General features: G+C 47.6%; 18 protein-coding genes. 5 read left to right on the top strand and 13 right to left on the bottom strand.

Annotated elements, in window-relative coordinates; genetic code table 11:
• Positions 1-87 precede the first annotated feature (87 nt).
• Together CF651_RS33500 and CF651_RS31610 are read right to left on the bottom strand one after the other, a co-directional pair.
• Positions 88-270, bottom strand: coding sequence for a DUF6933 domain-containing protein (locus tag CF651_RS33500; RefSeq protein ID WP_425436377.1), 183 nt, complete (start codon positions 268-270; stop codon positions 88-90).
• A gap of 1,141 nt (positions 271-1,411) precedes the next feature.
• Positions 1,412-2,245 (bottom strand): PPK2 family polyphosphate kinase, encoded by an 834-nt coding sequence (locus CF651_RS31610; RefSeq protein WP_094018850.1) that lies wholly within the window; start codon positions 2,243-2,245, stop codon positions 1,412-1,414.
• A gap of 231 nt (positions 2,246-2,476) precedes the next feature.
• Between CF651_RS31610 and CF651_RS31605 the strand changes: the two genes are divergently transcribed.
• Positions 2,477-2,977, top strand: a complete 501-nt coding sequence (locus tag CF651_RS31605; protein WP_094018849.1) for a hypothetical protein — start codon at positions 2,477-2,479, stop codon at positions 2,975-2,977.
• Positions 2,978-3,014: 37 nt separating this feature from the next.
• Here the strand turns inward: CF651_RS31605 and CF651_RS31600 are convergent, their stop codons facing one another.
• The 7 genes from CF651_RS31600 to CF651_RS31570 form a co-directional block, all read right to left on the bottom strand.
• Positions 3,015-3,779, bottom strand: coding sequence for a MerR family transcriptional regulator (locus tag CF651_RS31600; RefSeq protein WP_094018848.1), 765 nt, complete (start codon positions 3,777-3,779; stop codon positions 3,015-3,017).
• Positions 3,780-3,937: 158 nt separating this feature from the next.
• Positions 3,938-4,420: a peptidoglycan recognition protein family protein gene (locus CF651_RS31595; RefSeq protein WP_094018847.1), complete on the bottom strand. Its 483-nt coding sequence runs from the start codon at positions 4,418-4,420 to the stop codon at positions 3,938-3,940.
• Positions 4,421-4,567: 147 nt separating this feature from the next.
• A complete protein-coding gene (locus CF651_RS31590) occupies positions 4,568-5,404 on the bottom strand; it encodes a carbohydrate ABC transporter permease (RefSeq protein ID WP_245856233.1) in 837 nt (278 codons plus the stop codon).
• 77 nt (positions 5,405-5,481) lie between these two features.
• Entirely contained in the window at positions 5,482-6,378 is an 897-nt protein-coding gene (locus CF651_RS31585) for a carbohydrate ABC transporter permease (protein ID WP_245856234.1), read from the bottom strand.
• A gap of 95 nt (positions 6,379-6,473) precedes the next feature.
• A complete protein-coding gene (locus CF651_RS31580; RefSeq protein WP_094018846.1) occupies positions 6,474-7,886 on the bottom strand; it encodes an extracellular solute-binding protein in 1,413 nt (470 codons plus the stop codon).
• A gap of 239 nt (positions 7,887-8,125) precedes the next feature.
• Entirely contained in the window at positions 8,126-9,895 is a 1,770-nt protein-coding gene (locus CF651_RS31575; RefSeq protein ID WP_094018845.1) for a SulP family inorganic anion transporter, read from the bottom strand.
• A 103-nt stretch (positions 9,896-9,998) separates the two neighbouring features.
• Entirely contained in the window at positions 9,999-10,331 is a 333-nt protein-coding gene (locus CF651_RS31570) for an ArsR/SmtB family transcription factor (protein ID WP_094018844.1), read from the bottom strand.
• A gap of 130 nt (positions 10,332-10,461) precedes the next feature.
• On the opposite strand from CF651_RS31570, the gene CF651_RS31565 reads away from it, so the two are divergent.
• The 3 genes from CF651_RS31565 (at position 10,462) to CF651_RS31555 (ending at position 12,349) form a co-directional block, all read left to right on the top strand.
• Positions 10,462-11,031 carry a hypothetical protein gene (locus tag CF651_RS31565; protein WP_094018843.1) on the top strand — a complete coding sequence of 190 codons (570 nt, stop codon included), beginning with the start codon at positions 10,462-10,464 and terminating at the stop codon, positions 11,029-11,031.
• 135 nt (positions 11,032-11,166) lie between these two features.
• A complete protein-coding gene (gene coaA, locus CF651_RS31560) occupies positions 11,167-12,093 on the top strand; it encodes a type I pantothenate kinase (protein WP_094018842.1) in 927 nt (308 codons plus the stop codon).
• 70 nt (positions 12,094-12,163) lie between these two features.
• Positions 12,164-12,349, top strand: coding sequence for a hypothetical protein (locus CF651_RS31555; protein ID WP_094018841.1), 186 nt, complete (start codon positions 12,164-12,166; stop codon positions 12,347-12,349).
• Positions 12,350-12,448: 99 nt separating this feature from the next.
• Here the strand turns inward: CF651_RS31555 and CF651_RS31550 are convergent, their stop codons facing one another.
• Entirely contained in the window at positions 12,449-13,339 is an 891-nt protein-coding gene (locus CF651_RS31550) for a DMT family transporter (protein WP_094018840.1), read from the bottom strand.
• 153 nt (positions 13,340-13,492) lie between these two features.
• On the opposite strand from CF651_RS31550, the gene CF651_RS31545 reads away from it, so the two are divergent.
• On the top strand, positions 13,493-14,383 hold the full coding sequence (locus tag CF651_RS31545) for a LysR family transcriptional regulator (RefSeq protein ID WP_094018839.1): 891 nt from the start codon (positions 13,493-13,495) through the stop codon (positions 14,381-14,383).
• Between the two features lie 37 nt (positions 14,384-14,420).
• Here CF651_RS31545 and CF651_RS31540 read toward each other — a convergent pair whose 3' ends face one another.
• From CF651_RS31540 to CF651_RS31530, 3 genes are all read right to left on the bottom strand, one after another.
• Positions 14,421-15,647, bottom strand: coding sequence for an MFS transporter (locus tag CF651_RS31540; protein WP_094018838.1), 1,227 nt, complete (start codon positions 15,645-15,647; stop codon positions 14,421-14,423).
• Positions 15,648-15,659: 12 nt separating this feature from the next.
• Entirely contained in the window at positions 15,660-16,115 is a 456-nt protein-coding gene (locus tag CF651_RS31535; RefSeq protein ID WP_094018837.1) for a MarR family winged helix-turn-helix transcriptional regulator, read from the bottom strand.
• Between the two features lie 75 nt (positions 16,116-16,190).
• Entirely contained in the window at positions 16,191-16,931 is a 741-nt protein-coding gene (locus tag CF651_RS31530; protein ID WP_094018836.1) for an SDR family NAD(P)-dependent oxidoreductase, read from the bottom strand.
• Positions 16,932-17,097 lie beyond the last annotated feature (166 nt).

Below are 17,097 nucleotides of genomic sequence, written 5' to 3'. Positions count from 1 at the left end.
TGAGAGTGCCTCCTACACTGCATCCACCTAGCTATTCGTCGGCAGCGTCAGATGTATATAATAGACGTGTCTCAACCTATGGGAGCATTATATAATTCCATAAAGCGCCACACTTAATCGGGAAAGGTCATTCATCGATACAATGCACTTTCTTCTATGAAGTAAAAAGAAATTCGCATGCCAACTATAAAAAGAATCTGAGGTATCAACTTTTGTTGATTGAAGTTTAAGTTCTTTTAATAAGTTTTTCGTCACTCGGATCACTAGCATCTAGAGGTCCCCTTACTATTTATATGTTTTTAATATAATTGCGCTAGTTTCATATATCGTTACTGTAATCACGAACCCGAGAGGCTTAAGGCAGCGTCAGCTGCCCGGTGTGGCTCCGCCTCTTAGCCTCGCAGGGTTGTCTGCCTGGCTCCGCTTCCTCGAAATGCCTCGGGTGACCAAGGGGCTTGCCCCCTGACGCGTGAATACGGTGTTATATGCCGTGGGCTCTTCATGAGGAGCTATCAATTATTTATTTCTTATTGAATAGTTTAATGTATTGGTTTGTTCATATAAATTGACCATTCCATTATTCTTTAACCACATAAGTCTATTAGATTCTGGGCATTCATATATTCTTTCAGTTATATTAATAATTCTTGCATCAGGAGTAGTTAATTCTTCACATTCTTTTGTATCACTTTTTGGTTTTGACTCACTTAATTTAGACTTTAGCCCCTGAGAAGTAGATCATCTTTCAAACTTTGCCTCGGGACAGAAACCCATTGAGGTTTTGATTAAGATATCTCCATCAAGTCCCGCCTTTCCATTATATCAGCCATTGTAAATATTGGAAATTTAAAAGGAGGCTCACAAAGTCTCTTAAGACATTGCAACCCCCCGGTGCTTTCGGTTCTATTTAAGGTGTGAAAAATCATTTACGATTGTTCAATAAGAAGTGATGTTTCCCCTCTACTGAAACAGCATTTCAGACATTACCTCCATACGGAAATCATCGATGCGATTTCTTCTACATTAAACATACTCCAAAACTATCCCTTCCGCACAAGCGTTATAGATGGGGTACAAGTACCCCTGCTTAACAACTGGAGCGAGCATTTTATGGATTCCTTGCGTACCCATTGCTGTTGTTCCGGATCTGTCGCATGGAAGAAATCGTCGCAAGTCCCCAGCCGTAGCAGCGTACTCGTTGCAGCTTCGAAGGCCAGCTTTTCGCTGCGTACGAGATAGAGGCAAACGCTGTAGCACAGAACCTCATGTTGCTTCAATACGCTGCACCGCTCATTTGTCCCCATACCAACCATTCCTTACTTGTATAATTGGTTCCTGTCGCCAGCAATCCCATTATACTCCTTAATCACATCCTTAAGTCAGTACTATCTTTTTCTAGTACCCTGCCGGCTTAAACGGATTCCGGTCTGATGTCATCGGGAAGCAGGCGAAGCAAATCCTCAAGCTTTGAATCCGGCTGAGGGTATTCCAGAGGCAGCTTCCTCAGAGCGTCCACTACAATTTGCAGAACAAGGTAATCCCGAAACCACCGTTGATTCGCAGGTACGATATACCAGGGGCTTTCTTTAAAGCTGCAGTGGCTGAATACATCCGCGTAAGCTTCTTCATAAGCATCCCAGTAATTCCGTTCCAATAAATCATTCGGGTCGAACTTCCACATTTTCGAAGGATCCGATAGCCGCTTCTGAATTTTCGAGATTTGAAACGACTTGGAAATATGGAGAAATATTTTGACGACCTGCGTATCGTGGCTTATCAATAGCTTTTCAAAATGTTTGATTTGCTTAAACCGCTGTTTCGCTTCTTCCTCGTCAATTTGCCCATGAACTCGAGTAATCAGCACTTCCTCGTAGTACGAACGGTTAAACACCGCTATATAGCCTCGGCCCGGCACTTCTTTATGCGTTCTCCATAAAAAATCATGCGACGCCTCTTCCAAAGTCGGTTTTTTGAAGGAAGCGACGCTGACCCCTTGGGGATTGATCCCAGAAAACACTTTTTTGATGACACCATCCTTACCACTGCAATCCATGCCTTGAATAATGACGAGCAATGAGTGCTTTTTCTGGGCAAACAGCTTATCCTGCATTTCAGCAAGCTCCTCTTGCAGCTTATGATATTGTTCCGCAATCTCTTCTTTACCTACAATGGAACCGGTGTCGTCCGGATCATATTGATGGAGTTTGATTCTTTTCCCACGCGGCAGCGTATATGATTTGAGCATTGCTGGACAGCCTCCTTGTCTTCGGATAAATACGCTTAACATGAACCTTGTTTTCAATATATATCACATCATTCAGGTCCCGTGTTGAAAATATTTTCGTTCGCCGACCCCAACGGTATCATCATACTGGACTTAAGTCCAGTTGCACGACTTGTCTAAAGAAGGGTGACAGCCCAAACCTTTCCATGGTACTTTGAAAACAGTGAAATTGTATTCAAAGGAGTGTATGGCATGAATAGAAGCATTGCGGGGATCGTTCTGATTCTCTTAGGGGTCGGCTTATATCTAAACCATGGTCAACCGGTCGATGCCGGGACGATCTTCGGACATTTTTGGCCGAGCCTGTTTGTGATCCCAATCGGTTTGTTTTTCCACTGGCTTTATTTCTCAATGCTCGCCCCTAGAGCGACAGGGCTGCTAATCCCCGGAGGCACTGTGTTTACGGCGGGGATCGTATGCCAAATCGCCATGCTGACCGATGGCTGGGCCTATTTGTGGCCCGGGTTTATTTTTGCGGCAGCTGTTGGACTTTTTGAATTTTACTGGTTTGGCGGTCGCAATCGTTATCTGCTGATCCCCATTTCTATTTTGATGGTACTATCGCTGCTATTTTCTGCCGTATTTACGATCGGGGCGCTATTTAATCAGGTCGCTGTCAGCGGGCCGACATTGGCTATCCTTTTCGTGCTAATTGGCGCCTTCACGCTGCTAGGCGGGAAAAGCAAGACATAATACGAATGAAAAGCTCCCGGCGCGGGAGCTTTTTCATTTACTTGGATAATCCCGTATAGATTTGAATCGCATCTCTAAGAAATGCTGCCGTTCCGGGCTGCTCTGCATCATAATACGCCTTAAACCGTTCGTCGTCCACATACATCTGGGCGAGTCCCGCATGTGCTTCTTTGCTGTATTCGCTCCAGTAGTAGGTCAGCCACTGCTTATGCAGCTCCGCTGCCTTTTGAGCAATATCACTTGCAGGATCCCCGTTCCTGTATGCCTCGGACAATGTCTTGGTAACTTCATTCGCAACCTGGGTGATCTCCTCATATTCCTGCTGCGTCATGCTCTTCCATTTCGCATTGGATTTATTTACGGTATCCTCTCCATACTTCTCGCGAATTTCTTGACCGTACTTGTCTTCGTTCTCATCGAGCATCTGTTGCTTAAAGCCTTCGAATTTTTCTTGATCCGTCATGGTTGTTCTCCCTTCGTGTAAGGCAATCGTTTTTTCCACATTGGCAATCAACAAATCCAGCTGATCTCTACGATCGAGAAGCTGCTTGCGGTGCTCCTTCAGCGCCTTCGCCCCATCATAAGAAGGATCCGTCACCAACTCTTTGATCTGGTCCAGAGGAACGCCCAGCTCTCGATAGAACAATATTTGCTGCAGCCTGTCAACCTCTGTCTGACCATAGATCCGGTAACCTGATGAGTTGATTCGAGCAGGCTTAAGCATTCCGATCTGGTCATAATATCGAAGGGTTCTGGTGCTGATTCCCGCCAGACGACCCAGTTTTTGTACGGTGTATTCCATGCCATCATCTCCTGACCCATTCAATGTACACCTTTACGCTGCGTCAATGTCAATCCCTTATTTATCATCCCTCCTGAAAACAAAAAAAGGCATACTGCCGCTACAGTATCCCTTAACAATTTAAATTCCGAAAAGGCTGCCACCACCCAGGGCGACGGTTATTTTTTGTATTGGCTCAGCAGGTTTACTGCCCTTTGCTTCATCTCGTTCATTGGAAAATGGGCTCCCGGACAGGTCGTGGTAGGAGTCAGGTCTTTATGACCGACGACATCCTTTGCACGAAGACCGTATTTTTTCATCAAATAAGCCGTCAGCCACACGCCGGACTGCATTTGCTCTTCCAGCATGGGCTGGAAATCAAAGTCTCCCTGAAAGCCGATGCCAAGCGATTTATCATTCCATCCGCGAACATGCGCACCGATGGATTCCCCTCTCGCTTCATAGATGGTCCCATCATAGCTGATCCAATAATTGTAGCCGATGCCTTTCCAGCCTTTGTTCTTATGGAATTCGTGCACATCCTGAAGCCCCCAATTGGACCGGGACATATGGTGGTAGATAAGCTTCTGGACCCTCGGCAATCGCTGCAATGGGGAGCTGAACCGAAGTCTGGATTTCTTAATAGCAGGTGATTTGCCCATTGCTGCTTCTTCCTCTCGCTCGTTGGGGTACGTCTCGCACACATACACCTTAAATACCGCTTCGCTACAATATATGGGAGACCAAGCGAAAGGACACGGTGTATGCCCGTACCACAATGAACCGAGACCTGATATAGCAAATACTGCTTACCCTTTCGTGCCGCCTCCGAAGCTAAAGCCTTTGGACATAAATCGTTGGCTCAAAATATACAGTACGACCGTCGGAATGGTGTATAGAATAGAAAAGGCAGCCAGCTTACCGTACTCGACCAAGCCGTGTGCGCCGAAAAATTGATAGATGCTTACCGATGCCGGCATTTTCTCAGGCGTTTGAATTAATATAAACGGAACGAAGAAGTTGCCCCAGCTTCCGGAGAAGGTGAAAATACCTACCGTAAAAATGCCCGGCAGCATCAAGGGAGCCACAATCACCCGAAGCCCCTTCCAAATCGAGCAGCCATCAACCCAAGCCGCTTCCTCCAGCTCCAGCGGAACGGAGTCCATGAAATTTTTGGTTATCCATATGGCGTAAGGGAGTGAAGAAGCAGTTAGAAAAATCATCACCCCGATGAGAGAATCTTGAAATTTAAGCGCCACGAACAATTGATACACCGGAACCATAACGGCTGTAATGGGGAGACTCGTGGAGAATAAGATTAAATACATGAACGGCGACTTATACCGAAGAGCATACCTGGATAACGGATACGCCGCAAACCCGGCAACAATCACCACCAGAATCGCTTGACCTAATGAAAGAAAAATACCGTTCTTGAAAGCACGCTGGTTCTCGGCATTCATCAGGATGCCTTTAAAATTGTTCAATGTGAGCTGACTAGGAAGCTTCAGCATTTGATTCGCATTGGGATCGACCGAGGCAAAAATAATCCATAATAAAGGAATAATGAACACGATGCCGATCAAGCTCAGCACGAAATACGGGACGACCCGGCCGGTCATATGATAATTCCATCTCTTCTTCATGGGCTGCTTCCTCCTCTCGTTCTACTAATCATAGACAAATAATGCTCCCGCTGTGCTGATGGGTCCTGCTAATACTTCTATATTTTCACTTTCAAAAGCCGAATGTACGCGATACTAATCAGCATGCCGATGAGCAGAAGGATCAATGAAATCGCCGTACCGTAACCCAGCTGGAAATTGACGAATGCCTGGTGGTACATGAAAATGGGAAGCGTCTCCGTCTTCACGCCCGGTCCGCCTCCGGTAAGCGCATAGATGAGCGTAAATACCCCCAAGGTCTGCAAGCTCACCAGCACCATGTTCGTCATAATCGAGCCTTTGATGATCGGCATGATGATTCTCCATAATCGCTGCCACACCGTTGCGCCATCAATCATAGCTGCTTCCTCCAGCTCCTGCGGGACGCCGCTTAGGGCGGCCTGAAAGACGAGCATCGAAAAGGCCGTGCCGTGCCAAATGTTAGCGATCACGACAGAGGTCATCGGGTATTGATACAGCCATTTCAACGGCTCCAGGTGCACCGCGGCCAGCATCGCATTCATCGTCCCTTGATCACTGAAAAAGGCGAAGAATGTAAAAGCAACGACGATCTCCGGCGTCACCCATCCGATGAGAACGAGCGTGCCGATCAGCCTGCGAAAGTTTTTGTCCCGTTTATTCATCAGCAGCGCGATCAGAAGACCTAACGCTTGTTGGCCTATGATGGCAGAGAGCACCAGAAAAATCAGCGTATTCAGGATCACTGTCATAAAGCTCGGATCTGCGAAAAAAGAAACAAAATTGTCCAAGCCGATAAAAAGGACATCCTCTGAAGCGGCCCCGGTGAGCGTCATGTTCGTAAAGGAGAAGTAAAACGTAAGCAGTATCGGGCCGAAAAAGAAGACAAGCAAGAGCAGCCAGCTTGGAAGTAAAAAGAGGGCAGCACGCCAATGATTTCTCGTATCCGTGCTTATTTTTTTATGGGGATGGGCAATCGGTTTCAATTTTAGCGATTCCAATGCTAGTACCTCCTCCTGGCAAAGAATAGATGATCGACACCACCGAAGGCATCGATCATCCGCAGCTTCGATTATTTTTCGATCGTTTTCCCCTCTCCTACAATACGCTTCACGTTTTGTGCGTAATCCTCCATCGCTTTTTCAGGCGTTAACGTACCGGTTGCAACCCCTTCGACCAAAGCCTGGATCTGGGTGGAAATTTGCGGATACTCGGCATTGCCCGGCCGATAGTGTGTGAAGGCAAGGAACGAAGTCGCTTGTTTAAAGACGGTGCCTGGAGCATTCGTATACTCCGGATCGACCGCCACATCCTTGCGCGGCGAAAGATCGCCCGATTTCAGCGAATGCTGCTTGATGCTTTCCTTCGTGGAAGCCAGCTTGATGAATTCAAGCCCCAGCTCCTTCTCCTTGGACTTGGAACCGATCGAAAGCGCCCAACCTCCCGACATACTTGTATATCCCGGCGCCTCCCCTTTTTGCGTCGGCATCGCGGCCAGCTGATACACGGACACCCCTTCCTTCCAAGGTGCAGGGCCATCCGGCTTCCAGGCCGACGGCACCCAGTTTCCGTTGAGCACGATGCCCACCTTCTCCTTAGGCATCATTTGGTTCGAGACAATATCTCCGGCTTGCCCGGTCAATACTTGGGACAGCTCCGGCCCAAGCCCTTTTTTATAAATATCATTAATGAATTTCAACGAATCGAGGAACCCCGGGCTTTTCGCTACCCATTTGCCATTCTCGAACAAAGTATCCTTCGTCCCGTACAGCAGCATCTCAAAGGTTTGCATGGTGGTCGCTTCCCCTGTAGCCTTGCCGGAATTGATCCAGAAAGGGGTTACATCGGGCACCTTCGATTTAATAGCTTGCGCCGCAGCGAGAATGTCGTCCCAGGACTTCGGCTCCCAAGGAACGGGAAGACCCGCTTTTTTGAAAATATTCGTGTTGTAGAACATCCCCCGGGTATCGGTACTGTACGGAATGCCGTAAACTTTGCCGTCTGCGGCCTTCATGCCATTCTGAACCGGCTCGAAAAAGTTATTCCAATCCGGCCAGCTTTTGATTTGATCCATCGGCTCCAGCAGACCGGCTGCCACATCCGAGCTGATCATGAAGGTATCTTCTGCGACCACCTCCGGTGCCGTATCAGGCGACTTCATCGTCAACGCAAGCTTCGCAAAAAAGTCTCCTTCCGAGGCGATAATCGGTGCAAATTTCACCTTGACCCCCGGGTGTGTCTTTTCGAATTCCTCCGCAACCGGCTTCAGCCAATCTCCGAACGAATCCGCCGAGCCGAATTTCCGGTACGTGATCTTGATCGTTTTCTCCGCTGCTTTTTCCTCTTTTACCGTCCCTGCCTTCTCCCCTGCCGGGGCCGGTGCCGGCGTATTCGCCTTCGGTGCCGGATTACTGCTGCAAGCGGCCAGACTCAGAGCAAGCAAACTCACTAATGTCGTAGAACCATATTTCGGTAAGAAAGACATCGAACCACCCTCTCCTTGGATCATGGGAACTGGAAACTCATCTGTATACGTTTACAATCTGTCTTACTATTAAACTATGTTTGCCCGGTCCGTTCCAAACCTATGATTTTCGGCACAAGAGTCCAATATCGTGACATCATTAGGAAAAGCGACGCTATGCCAGAGAAACCTCATCCTTCCGGCAGCAAAAAAAAGCCGCGGTTTACGCGGCCTTGTACTTTACTATTCTCTATTCGATGCTATCGTACCGTGTCAGCTTCATACGGCACTTGCAGCTTGGATACACTTTCCTCTTGGTTCAATGGATTAGACAAGCCGGAGCATTCCCGAAAAGCTCTGTGCTTGCAATGCAAACATTTATTGTAGTCAAGCTGCTTCAGAGCGTGATCTATCGCTTCACCCGTGTGGTCAAAAAAATGGTCTGGGCCGATGCTCAAGTCCAAACCCGTTTTCTTCAAATAAGCTCTGGGCTGGCTCCGTATGCCAGAGATGAAGACTTTCCCGCCTGTACTCTGAATATGGCGTATGACGTCGGACAAATGGGAGGCCCCCGTTGAATCCATGAAAGGCATCTTCCCCATGCGAAGCAAGATCATGCGCGGTTCGGGTGACAGCACTTCCATAATCCTTTGCTTGAAACGGTCAGCCGAACCGAAAAATAATGGCCCCTCCATGGTGAATATGCTGAGCTGCGGACAGTCATGCGTGTCCTGAACCATATATTCCTTTACCTTCTCATGCTTCAACTGAGGGTCCGGCAAGACTTTGAACACGGTAAAATGGTCCCCCAGCCTTTTAATGAATAATATGGCCGCCAAGAGCAGACCAACTTCAACTGCCGTCGTCAAGTCCGTAAATACAGTGAGCAGAAAAGTGATCACTAGCACGATGGAGTCGCCCGTTTTCATTTTTAGAATATGGATAAACTCTTTCCGCTCGCTCATATTCCAGGCGACGACCATCAGGATCGGAGCCATGCTTGCCAAAGGAATGGCCGAGGCCATCGGAGCGCATAACAATAGGATCAGCAAAACCACGACTCCATGAATCATCCCGGAAAAAGGAGATGCCGCACCGTTCTTGATATTGGTTGCGGTCCTGGCAATGGCTCCCGTCGCAGGAATGCCTCCGAATAATGGAGTCATCAGGTTCGCAATACCTTGGCCGATCAGTTCTTTATTGCTGTTATGCCTGCTCCCCGTCATCCCGTCAGCGACAACCGCGGACAGCAGCGATTCAATACCGCCTAGAATAGCGATAACCAGTGCCGGCTGCAGCAGCTCCTTCACTTTATCAATGGACAGGTTCGGTAGGGTTATATGAGGCAGCGTGCTTGGAATACCCCCGTAAACAGACCCAATAGTGGCCACGTTTCCGTTAAACCAAAGGGCTGCAACAACGGTCGACAAAACCAACCCGACCAAGGAACCCGGAATCTTTGAAGAAACTTTGGGCATAATTAGAAGAGCGCTTAAGCTGATCAAGGCTGTTGCAATACTCCATCCGTTCAGAGTTGCCAGGTGCGTGCCGATTTCTCGCATATTCGATATGAAATCCTCATGGCGAACCAATCCGCTCAATCCCAGGAAGGGACTTATTTGTCCTGAAAATATAATAACCGCGATGCCGGAGGTAAATCCTATCGTCACCGGGCGCGGAATGTAGCTAATCAGCACACCGAGCCTCAAAACGCCCATCAAGATCAGGATAACGCCTGCGAGCATACCGGCAATTAGTAAATTTTCGTAGCCATACTGTACGACAACTCCCAGTACGATCGGAATAAAAGCTCCTGTAGGGCCGCCGATTTGAAACCTGGATCCGCCCAGCAGCGAAATGAGTATGCCGGCAACAATCGTCGTATAGATGCCATATTCCGGCTTTACCCCGGAAGCAATAGCGAATGCCATGCCCAACGGGATAGCGATGATGCCCACGATAAATCCCGATACCAGATCCCGATGCAGCATCGAAGCTTGATATCCTTCAAATCTTCCCCACCACTTCATGTTATCCCTTCTTATATCTGATTATTTGAATATACAGAAACAATAAACCTGAAATCAAAAAAAATCAATGCCTTTTTCTTTGGCATTGATCCCATTTTTCCAATTAATTATCCATGGCCCGCATACTTTCCAGCATCGTAATCGTTCCGACCAGGTGATTGTCAAATATGCGTTTGGCCACTTCCAGCAAGTCTTTAACCAGAGGGTCCCGCAGGCTGTATACAACCGAAGTTCCTTCTTTACTTCCGGATACCACGTTCTTGCTTCGCAATATGGCAAGCTGCTGAGACACGGCCGAACCTTCGCTGCCAATAATGGTTTGGATCTCGTTAACCGTTTTGTCACCTTCCGACAGCACCTCAAGAATACGAATTCGCATCGGATGAGCCAATGCTTTAAAAAATTCCGCTTTAAACTGCTGGAGTTCAGCGTTCATTGCACATTCTCCTCGTAAATTTCAAATATATAGATATTATCATAACATAATTTGGACTTCCTTCAACTCTCGCTTTATAATATCATTATATTCAAATATTCAAATATAAAACGAAAATAAAAGGTGACGCATGATTACTGCAACGAAGCAACAAATTATTGATCATGGAATGGATTATTTGAGCAAGCTTGGAGTTGAAGTAATCTGCCAAGTGTGTATACTTAATGGAGGATCCTGCTGTAAAGGATGTATTCATCTGAAGGACCGATCCGGTTGTCAATTACGAAACATTAGCTGTACGGGCTGGTTATGCGGATTTCAGCAATATATTTTTCACGAAATGGGACTGCTGGAGCAATGGAACACTTTTTGGCAGGACATTCCCGGACAAGATTTCAGGCAGGACTTTACTCCACCGGAAGTGAAGATTGAAGGCTGGATGGACCCGCCTGACGCCCGAATTCGAAGCGTAACGTCGGCATTCGCAAAGGATTTGCATGAACAAACCGCCCAAAAAAAACTGGGCCTGCCCCAGCTCAATGACAAGCTGTTCTCGAGCATGGACAAAATCACATTTTACAAGGATTCTGAACTTATTCGCTATACGATCAAAAAGCAAAAAATCCTGATGAAGGATTTTCAGCATTTTAAAGTGGCAAAACTGAACTACGATAACTTTCTCATGAAAGAAGGTGAATAAGATGGGTATTGGCAGTGCATACATCATAGGGTTCATCGCGGTCATTATCGTCTGTGCCATGACGTTCTGGGTGACCAAAAAAGCCTACTCCCGCAAATGGGATGAGGAGGAATAACGAAGAAAAGAGAGTAAATCATGAAGCCCTATTCCCCTTACTACGAGTTTGACCGGAAGGTGTGGGCAGGTTTAAGAGACCATACCCCGCTTCCACTGACGGATGATGAGCTGCAGGAGCTTAAAGGCTTGAACGACCAAGTCTCGATCGAGGAGGTCGAGGAAATCTACCTCCCTCTCACCCGTTTGCTTCATTTGTATGTCAAGGCCTCACAACAGCTGCATCAAATGACTTCGTCGTTTCTGCACAATGAAGCCCCGAAGGTTCCGTATATTATCGGAATTGCCGGAAGTGTTGCTGTAGGCAAAAGCACGACAGCCCGATTGCTCCAGACCCTGTTAGCCCGTTGGGATCATCATCGAAAGGTTGATCTCGTCACGACGGATGGATTCCTGTACCCGAATGCTATTTTGGAGAAAAAAGGGATCATGAATAAAAAGGGCTTTCCCGAAAGCTACGATATTAAAAAGCTGCTGCGTTTTATCGGCGATGTCAAATCCGGGAAACCCGAGGTGAAGGCCCCTCTCTACTCCCATTTGACCTATGATATTGTAGAGGATGAGCAGCAAACCATTCATCAGCCGGATATCCTGATTGTCGAAGGCATTAACGTGCTGCAGGTGAACAAGGACGCCAAGGTGTTCGTCAGTGACTTTTTTGATTTTTCAATCTATGTCGATGCTGAAGAGCACGATATTGAGAATTGGTATATCGATCGTTTCCTTCTGCTCCGCCGTACCGCATTTACGAATCGGCAGTCTTATTTTCATCCCCGGTTCGGCAACCTGACGGAACAGGAATCGATTGAAGCCTCCAGGCAAATCTGGAAGGAAATCAACGCCAAGAATCTGCACGAAAATATTTTACCTACCAAAAGGCGCGCCCAGCTTATTTTAACCAAAGGCGCTGATCATACGATTCAGAAAATTCATTTGCGCAAGCTGTAGCCGAGCATATAAAAATACACAAACGGAATAATAAGTCGGTAAATAATCTCTCTAGATCGGGGTGATTTTATTGACTGACTCTAAGCCAAAAGGTCATGTGGAATTTCACCAGCCTGCCGCGAAGCTGGTCGCAGATATTCCCGGAGACGAGGAAATGCGGGAGCACTTGGATGAAATGATGCAAACTGACGGATATCCCGGAAGCTGTGCCGTTATCGATACCGGTAAGCAGGATGCGCAATCCGCTAATGCATAAAAAACACAAGAAAGGAGCCTCCAGCAAGGCTCCTCTTTGTATTTCTTATTACTAAAGTGCTGGAGTATTCCCAGAACGATCGTCTTCTGCATTGTCTGTTCACTTAGCAGACGCCGCTTCCTTCAACCTCCTGAGGCGAAGGCTTGTTTTTCCATCCCAATTGACTAGAAATATGCCGCCGCAAATGAAGATGCCTCCAACGCCAACATACCATGCTACTTGCTCACCGAGCAAAAACCAGCTGGAAAGAACGCCGAAAAACGGGGCAAGAAACAAAAAAGAGCTTGTTTTGGCCGGGTCTCCTTGATGAAGCAAATAAAACCAGACCGAGAATTGAATAATAGAGCACACGATGGCCAAAAGAAGGATTATAGTGATCGACGCGGATGTGACGTGGAAAAAGGGTTTCTCCGTCCATAAGCTTAACAAGAGCAGCACCACGCCCCCGGCAAGCATTTGATACGCCGCCAGGACCGTTCTGTCGAAGGCAATCCCCCAGCGTTTAATGAGCAATGTAGCCACCGCAAAGCATACCGCGCCTGCAAAGCATATGAAGGTGCCGGGTTCCAGCCCCAGATGGAATCCGAAGGTGAAGACGACCCCAATGAAACCTACCACAACACCGATCCATTGAAGCCCCCGGTATACGGCACCGGTCAGCGTTCCAAGAATGATGACAAGCAGCGGATTGACGAAGGTGATGATAGCCGATTCACCCGAAGTAATCCAGTTCATGCTGTAATAGACGCATCCCATGACACCTGCAGATTGGAATAACCCGATCACCGATGCTTGCATCCATTGCTTTCTTCCTTTAGGCTGCCGCTTTTTGGCTACAAGAATCGCAAGCAGGCCGCCTGCCAGCATATAACGAATGCCCATCAGAAGAAAGGGCGGCGCATACAGCATCCCCATCTTGCCGACAGGAAAAGCGATTCCCATAATAAAAGTGGTGATGATAATAAGTGTGAAATATTTGTACCTGTTCATTCCATAGCCCTCCATCTCTGGTTGATTGATTCTTATTGTAGTGGAGGTTTGCTGTTATGTATAATGATTGTTAAAGATAGTTTCAATCATTATTTATGATAGCAAGGTCCTACGACATCCTTGATATCGAATTCAATCTATGGAGGCTATGACATGGAAAGTACAGACCTGCGCGTATTTCAAATGGTTGCCCGGGAAGGCTCGATCACCAGGGCCGCTTTGCGGCTCGGTTATGTTCAGTCCAATGTAACCGCCCGAATCCAGCAGTTGGAGACGGAGCTAGGTACCACACTCTTTTACCGTCACAACCGGGGAATGACCCTTTCCTCAAGCGGCAAGACGCTGCTGGCCTACGCTGACAAAATCGTCGGTTTGCTGGACGAAGCCGCTCGTGCCCTTTCCGGCAGCAGCACGCCTAACGGACCTTTACTGATCGGATCCACGCAAACCTGCGCGGCCGTTCGATTGCCCAAGCTGCTTGCCGACTACTTTGAACAGTATCCGGATGTCCGTCTTTCGCTGACGACCGAGCATTCTCCCCTGTTAATCGATAAAGTGCTCCATTATGAGCTGGACGGAGCCTTTATCGGCTGTCCTTGCCACCATCCGGAGCTTCAGGCTTACCCGGTATTTAAAGAAGAGCTGGTTATTGCTTCAGCCTCATCAATTGCTAATCTGGATCAAGCTATGAAGAAGCCTATTCTTGTGTTCAGCACAGGTTGTTCTTACCGGGAAGTACTGCATCAATGGCTTCTGGCTCAAGGGCTGCCGCAATCCGTCATTATGGAGTTCGGCACATTAGAAGCGATTATTGGCGGCGTCTCGGCAGGTTTAGGCATTTCCCTGATGCCAAGAGGCGTCATAGCGAAGCATGAAGCCGAGGGTACGGTGCGGTCTCATCGGATAGAGGAGCCGTTCCGGCACATGACAACCGAGTTCATCGTTCGAAAAGATTCGCTCATCAGCAGTGCGCTTCGTGCTTTCATGGATATGCTGCCCCAACCTTCTGTTGAGCAAAGCCTGCTGCCCTCAGATCCGAACTAACACCATACTGGTGCAGGTCATTTCATGATGACAGAAATTATAAAGACGTTTCGCGATTCGTCAAGGGTCTCGATAGCTTGTTAGTTATCAATTGTACCAAGCCGTACACCACCAGAAACAGGAGCATGAACCCTGCGGAATAGCGGTACATGACGGCATAACCGGTCGCACTGGAGATCGCACCCAATAAAAGCGCACCTATGGCAACCCCGAGATCGGTTGAGTTGTAGAACATACTGTTTGCTACACTATGCTGCTCTGGAGATGCCGATCTCAGCATCCACGCTTGAATGGTCGGCTGAATGGCTCCGAAGCCAAGTCCATAAAGCAGTGCGGACACAATCAGCATAGGGATTGACGCCGTGAATGATAAGACCAGCATGCTGGCCACCACACATGCAGCTGCAGGGATAAGAACGGCCGCATGGCCTTTGCTGTCGAACAGCCGACCGGAAATCGGTCTAATAATAATGATCGTAATGACGTTAAACAGGAAGAACAATCCGACCTGCTCCAAGTGAACAGATTGACCGAATAGCGCGATGAAGCTTAGAAGTCCGCTGTAGGTTACCGAAAGTAATACATTGAGAAATGCAGGGAATACTAATTTCATGTTAAAAGGCTGCTTTACAGCCTTCCCGCCCGATGATGCTCCCGAACCCGATGGTTTCTTATTTAGCTGCTTCGGTATGGAGCTGGGTCCTAACAGTACCGGAAAAATAAGCACCGCGGCCAACGCGCCGATCATAGCAAGGGAGTTAAACCCATAGTGATTCATCGTATTCAATCCGATCATGGGCCCGACTGACATGGCAAGGCTGGTGGAAAGTCCGAAGTAGCCAATCCCCTCCCCCATTCTTCGGCTTGGAATAATTTGCGATACCAGCGTAGGGATAATCGTGCTCGCCATCCCGAAGCCGATCCCATAGCCTACCCGCATAACAAGAAGCGAGCCGACGGAGCTTGCCCATATATACAGCGCAGTGATGAGAGCGGCAATGCCAACGCCTATAAATAAAAGCACATTGCGATGCACCTTACGAATCAGCGCAGCCGTCAAAAAACGAGTGGCTATCGCGGATATCGCGAACACACTCGTCACAAGACTAACCGTAAAATCTCCTGTCATAAACTTCCCTTTCACATAAGCGGGAAACGAAGATAACAGCATTTGCAAATTTAAAAACAATAAAAAGGAGCTTATCGTTAAACTAATAAAAGATCGGGTCCATAATTTGCCTGGTTGTTCTTCTAGTGGATTCATGATGTGTTCAACCTACTCTCTGTCCGTTAGTTCACTTACACGACGATTAATACGAAGAAGGAGCCCAAGAAACATACTGTATTCCGCATCGCTCATACATTGCTTCACGTCTTGAATGACCTGCATCTCAATCGGCAGCGTTTCTTCTACCAGTGCCCTGCCTTTATCGGTAACATAAACGAGAAAGGAACGCCGGTCATGCTCTCCGGTTTTTTTGTACACATAGCCCTTCCCTTCCAGGTGATCCAAAATCCTGGTTGTCGTCGGCTTATCTTTACCGCAGCGCTCAGCAATCTCCTTCTGGATCAACCCGTCGGTTCGGTCTACCTGATACAGCACGGACCACTGTTCAGGAGTGATCTCATACATTTTCAACCGGGTATGCAGCAAATTCGATAATTTGCGGTACGTCACACCCATCTGAAACCCGATTGAATTGTCCAGCTTGTTGTCTTTGCTTGCTGTCATGGTGACATCTTTCCTTTTCGTTCAATTAGTTGCTATGACAATTATATTCATAGCAACTAATAATGTCAACACGGATTACATCGTTTGACCACTGTCTACCGTAACTATTTGCCCGGTTATCGAGTCCTGCTCTAGCAGGGCACATATCATGTGCGCAATGTCCTCAGACGTTGAAATACGCTGCAGCAGCAAGCTTCCGCCCAGCTGCTTCATTTGCTCCTCGCGGCCGGCCCACCAGCGGGTTTCAACTGCGCCAGGGACAACGCAGTTTACTCTAATATATGGAGCCAGCGCTCGCGCTAACGATTTCGTTAGCCCATGTACCGCCGCTTTAGATACGGCATAGGGCAGTGAGGAACCGAGGCCGGTTATCCCTGCGATACTGCCGATATTGACAATCGCTCCCTGCATGGACTCCTTCATATAAGGTGCTGCAGCCCTTGCACAGTAAAACATCCCTTTCACATTCACTGCGTAGAGCTCATCCCATATGTCTTCCGATGCGCCGTCCAAATCGGCAAACGGTAAATGATGAGTGATACTGGCGTTATTCACAAGCAGGGTCACGGATCCAAAATGCTCAACCGTTTGCGTAACCATAGCTCGAACCTCCTTGTCTATGGATACATCCGCCTTGATAGCTATGGCGCTTCCTCCTAAGCTTCGAATGTACTGCACAGTTTCTTCCGCTTCGGCTTGCGAACGTGAGTAATTCACGGCTACGGCAGCTCCTCTTCTTGCCAGCTCAATACTCGTTGCTCGTCCGATCCCTGTACCTCCGCCTGTTACCAGAGCCACTTTGTCCATCAAATTCATCGAAATCCCACCTTTGCTTTTGTTATTTTCAGTGTACCCCCTTTTAAAAATTTTGTATAATTGAATTAATTAAATAATTTATTCAATTTTATTGAATCATATGAAGAACAAAGGTGATGACTTTCGTTGGACTTTAAAACTTTCAAAACATTTAAATGGACAGTTA

This window comes from Paenibacillus rigui (assembly GCF_002234615.1).
Classification (GTDB): domain Bacteria; phylum Bacillota; class Bacilli; order Paenibacillales; family NBRC-103111; genus Paenibacillus_S; species Paenibacillus_S rigui.
The sequence above is the reverse complement of the archived record's forward strand: the minus strand, read 5'-3'. Positions and strand labels throughout refer to the sequence as shown.

Bases quoted from the DNA above. Each gene is read 5' to 3' on its own strand.
- CF651_RS31610 (WP_094018850.1), bottom strand. From the start codon at position 2,245: ATGCTCAAATCATATACGCTGCCGCGTGGGAAAAGAATCAAACTCCAT.
- CF651_RS31530 (WP_094018836.1), bottom strand. From the start codon at position 16,931: ATGAATTTGATGGACAAAGTGGCTCTGGTAACAGGCGGAGGTACAGGG.
- CF651_RS33500 (WP_425436377.1), bottom strand. From the start codon at position 270: ATGCTAGTGATCCGAGTGACGAAAAACTTATTAAAAGAACTTAAACTT.
- CF651_RS31545 (WP_094018839.1), top strand. From the start codon at position 13,493: ATGGAAAGTACAGACCTGCGCGTATTTCAAATGGTTGCCCGGGAAGGC.
- CF651_RS31535 (WP_094018837.1), bottom strand. From the start codon at position 16,115: ATGACAGCAAGCAAAGACAACAAGCTGGACAATTCAATCGGGTTTCAG.
- CF651_RS31550 (WP_094018840.1), bottom strand. From the start codon at position 13,339: ATGAACAGGTACAAATATTTCACACTTATTATCATCACCACTTTTATT.
- CF651_RS31575 (WP_094018845.1), bottom strand. From the start codon at position 9,895: ATGAAGTGGTGGGGAAGATTTGAAGGATATCAAGCTTCGATGCTGCAT.
- CF651_RS31540 (WP_094018838.1), bottom strand. From the start codon at position 15,647: ATGAATCCACTAGAAGAACAACCAGGCAAATTATGGACCCGATCTTTT.
- CF651_RS31605 (WP_094018849.1), top strand. From the start codon at position 2,477: ATGAATAGAAGCATTGCGGGGATCGTTCTGATTCTCTTAGGGGTCGGC.
- CF651_RS31590 (WP_245856233.1), bottom strand. From the start codon at position 5,404: ATGAAGAAGAGATGGAATTATCATATGACCGGCCGGGTCGTCCCGTAT.
- CF651_RS31570 (WP_094018844.1), bottom strand. From the start codon at position 10,331: ATGAACGCTGAACTCCAGCAGTTTAAAGCGGAATTTTTTAAAGCATTG.
- CF651_RS31600 (WP_094018848.1), bottom strand. From the start codon at position 3,779: ATGGAATACACCGTACAAAAACTGGGTCGTCTGGCGGGAATCAGCACC.
- CF651_RS31580 (WP_094018846.1), bottom strand. From the start codon at position 7,886: ATGTCTTTCTTACCGAAATATGGTTCTACGACATTAGTGAGTTTGCTT.
- CF651_RS31595 (WP_094018847.1), bottom strand. From the start codon at position 4,420: ATGGGCAAATCACCTGCTATTAAGAAATCCAGACTTCGGTTCAGCTCC.
- coaA (WP_094018842.1), top strand. From the start codon at position 11,167: ATGAAGCCCTATTCCCCTTACTACGAGTTTGACCGGAAGGTGTGGGCA.
- CF651_RS31565 (WP_094018843.1), top strand. From the start codon at position 10,462: ATGATTACTGCAACGAAGCAACAAATTATTGATCATGGAATGGATTAT.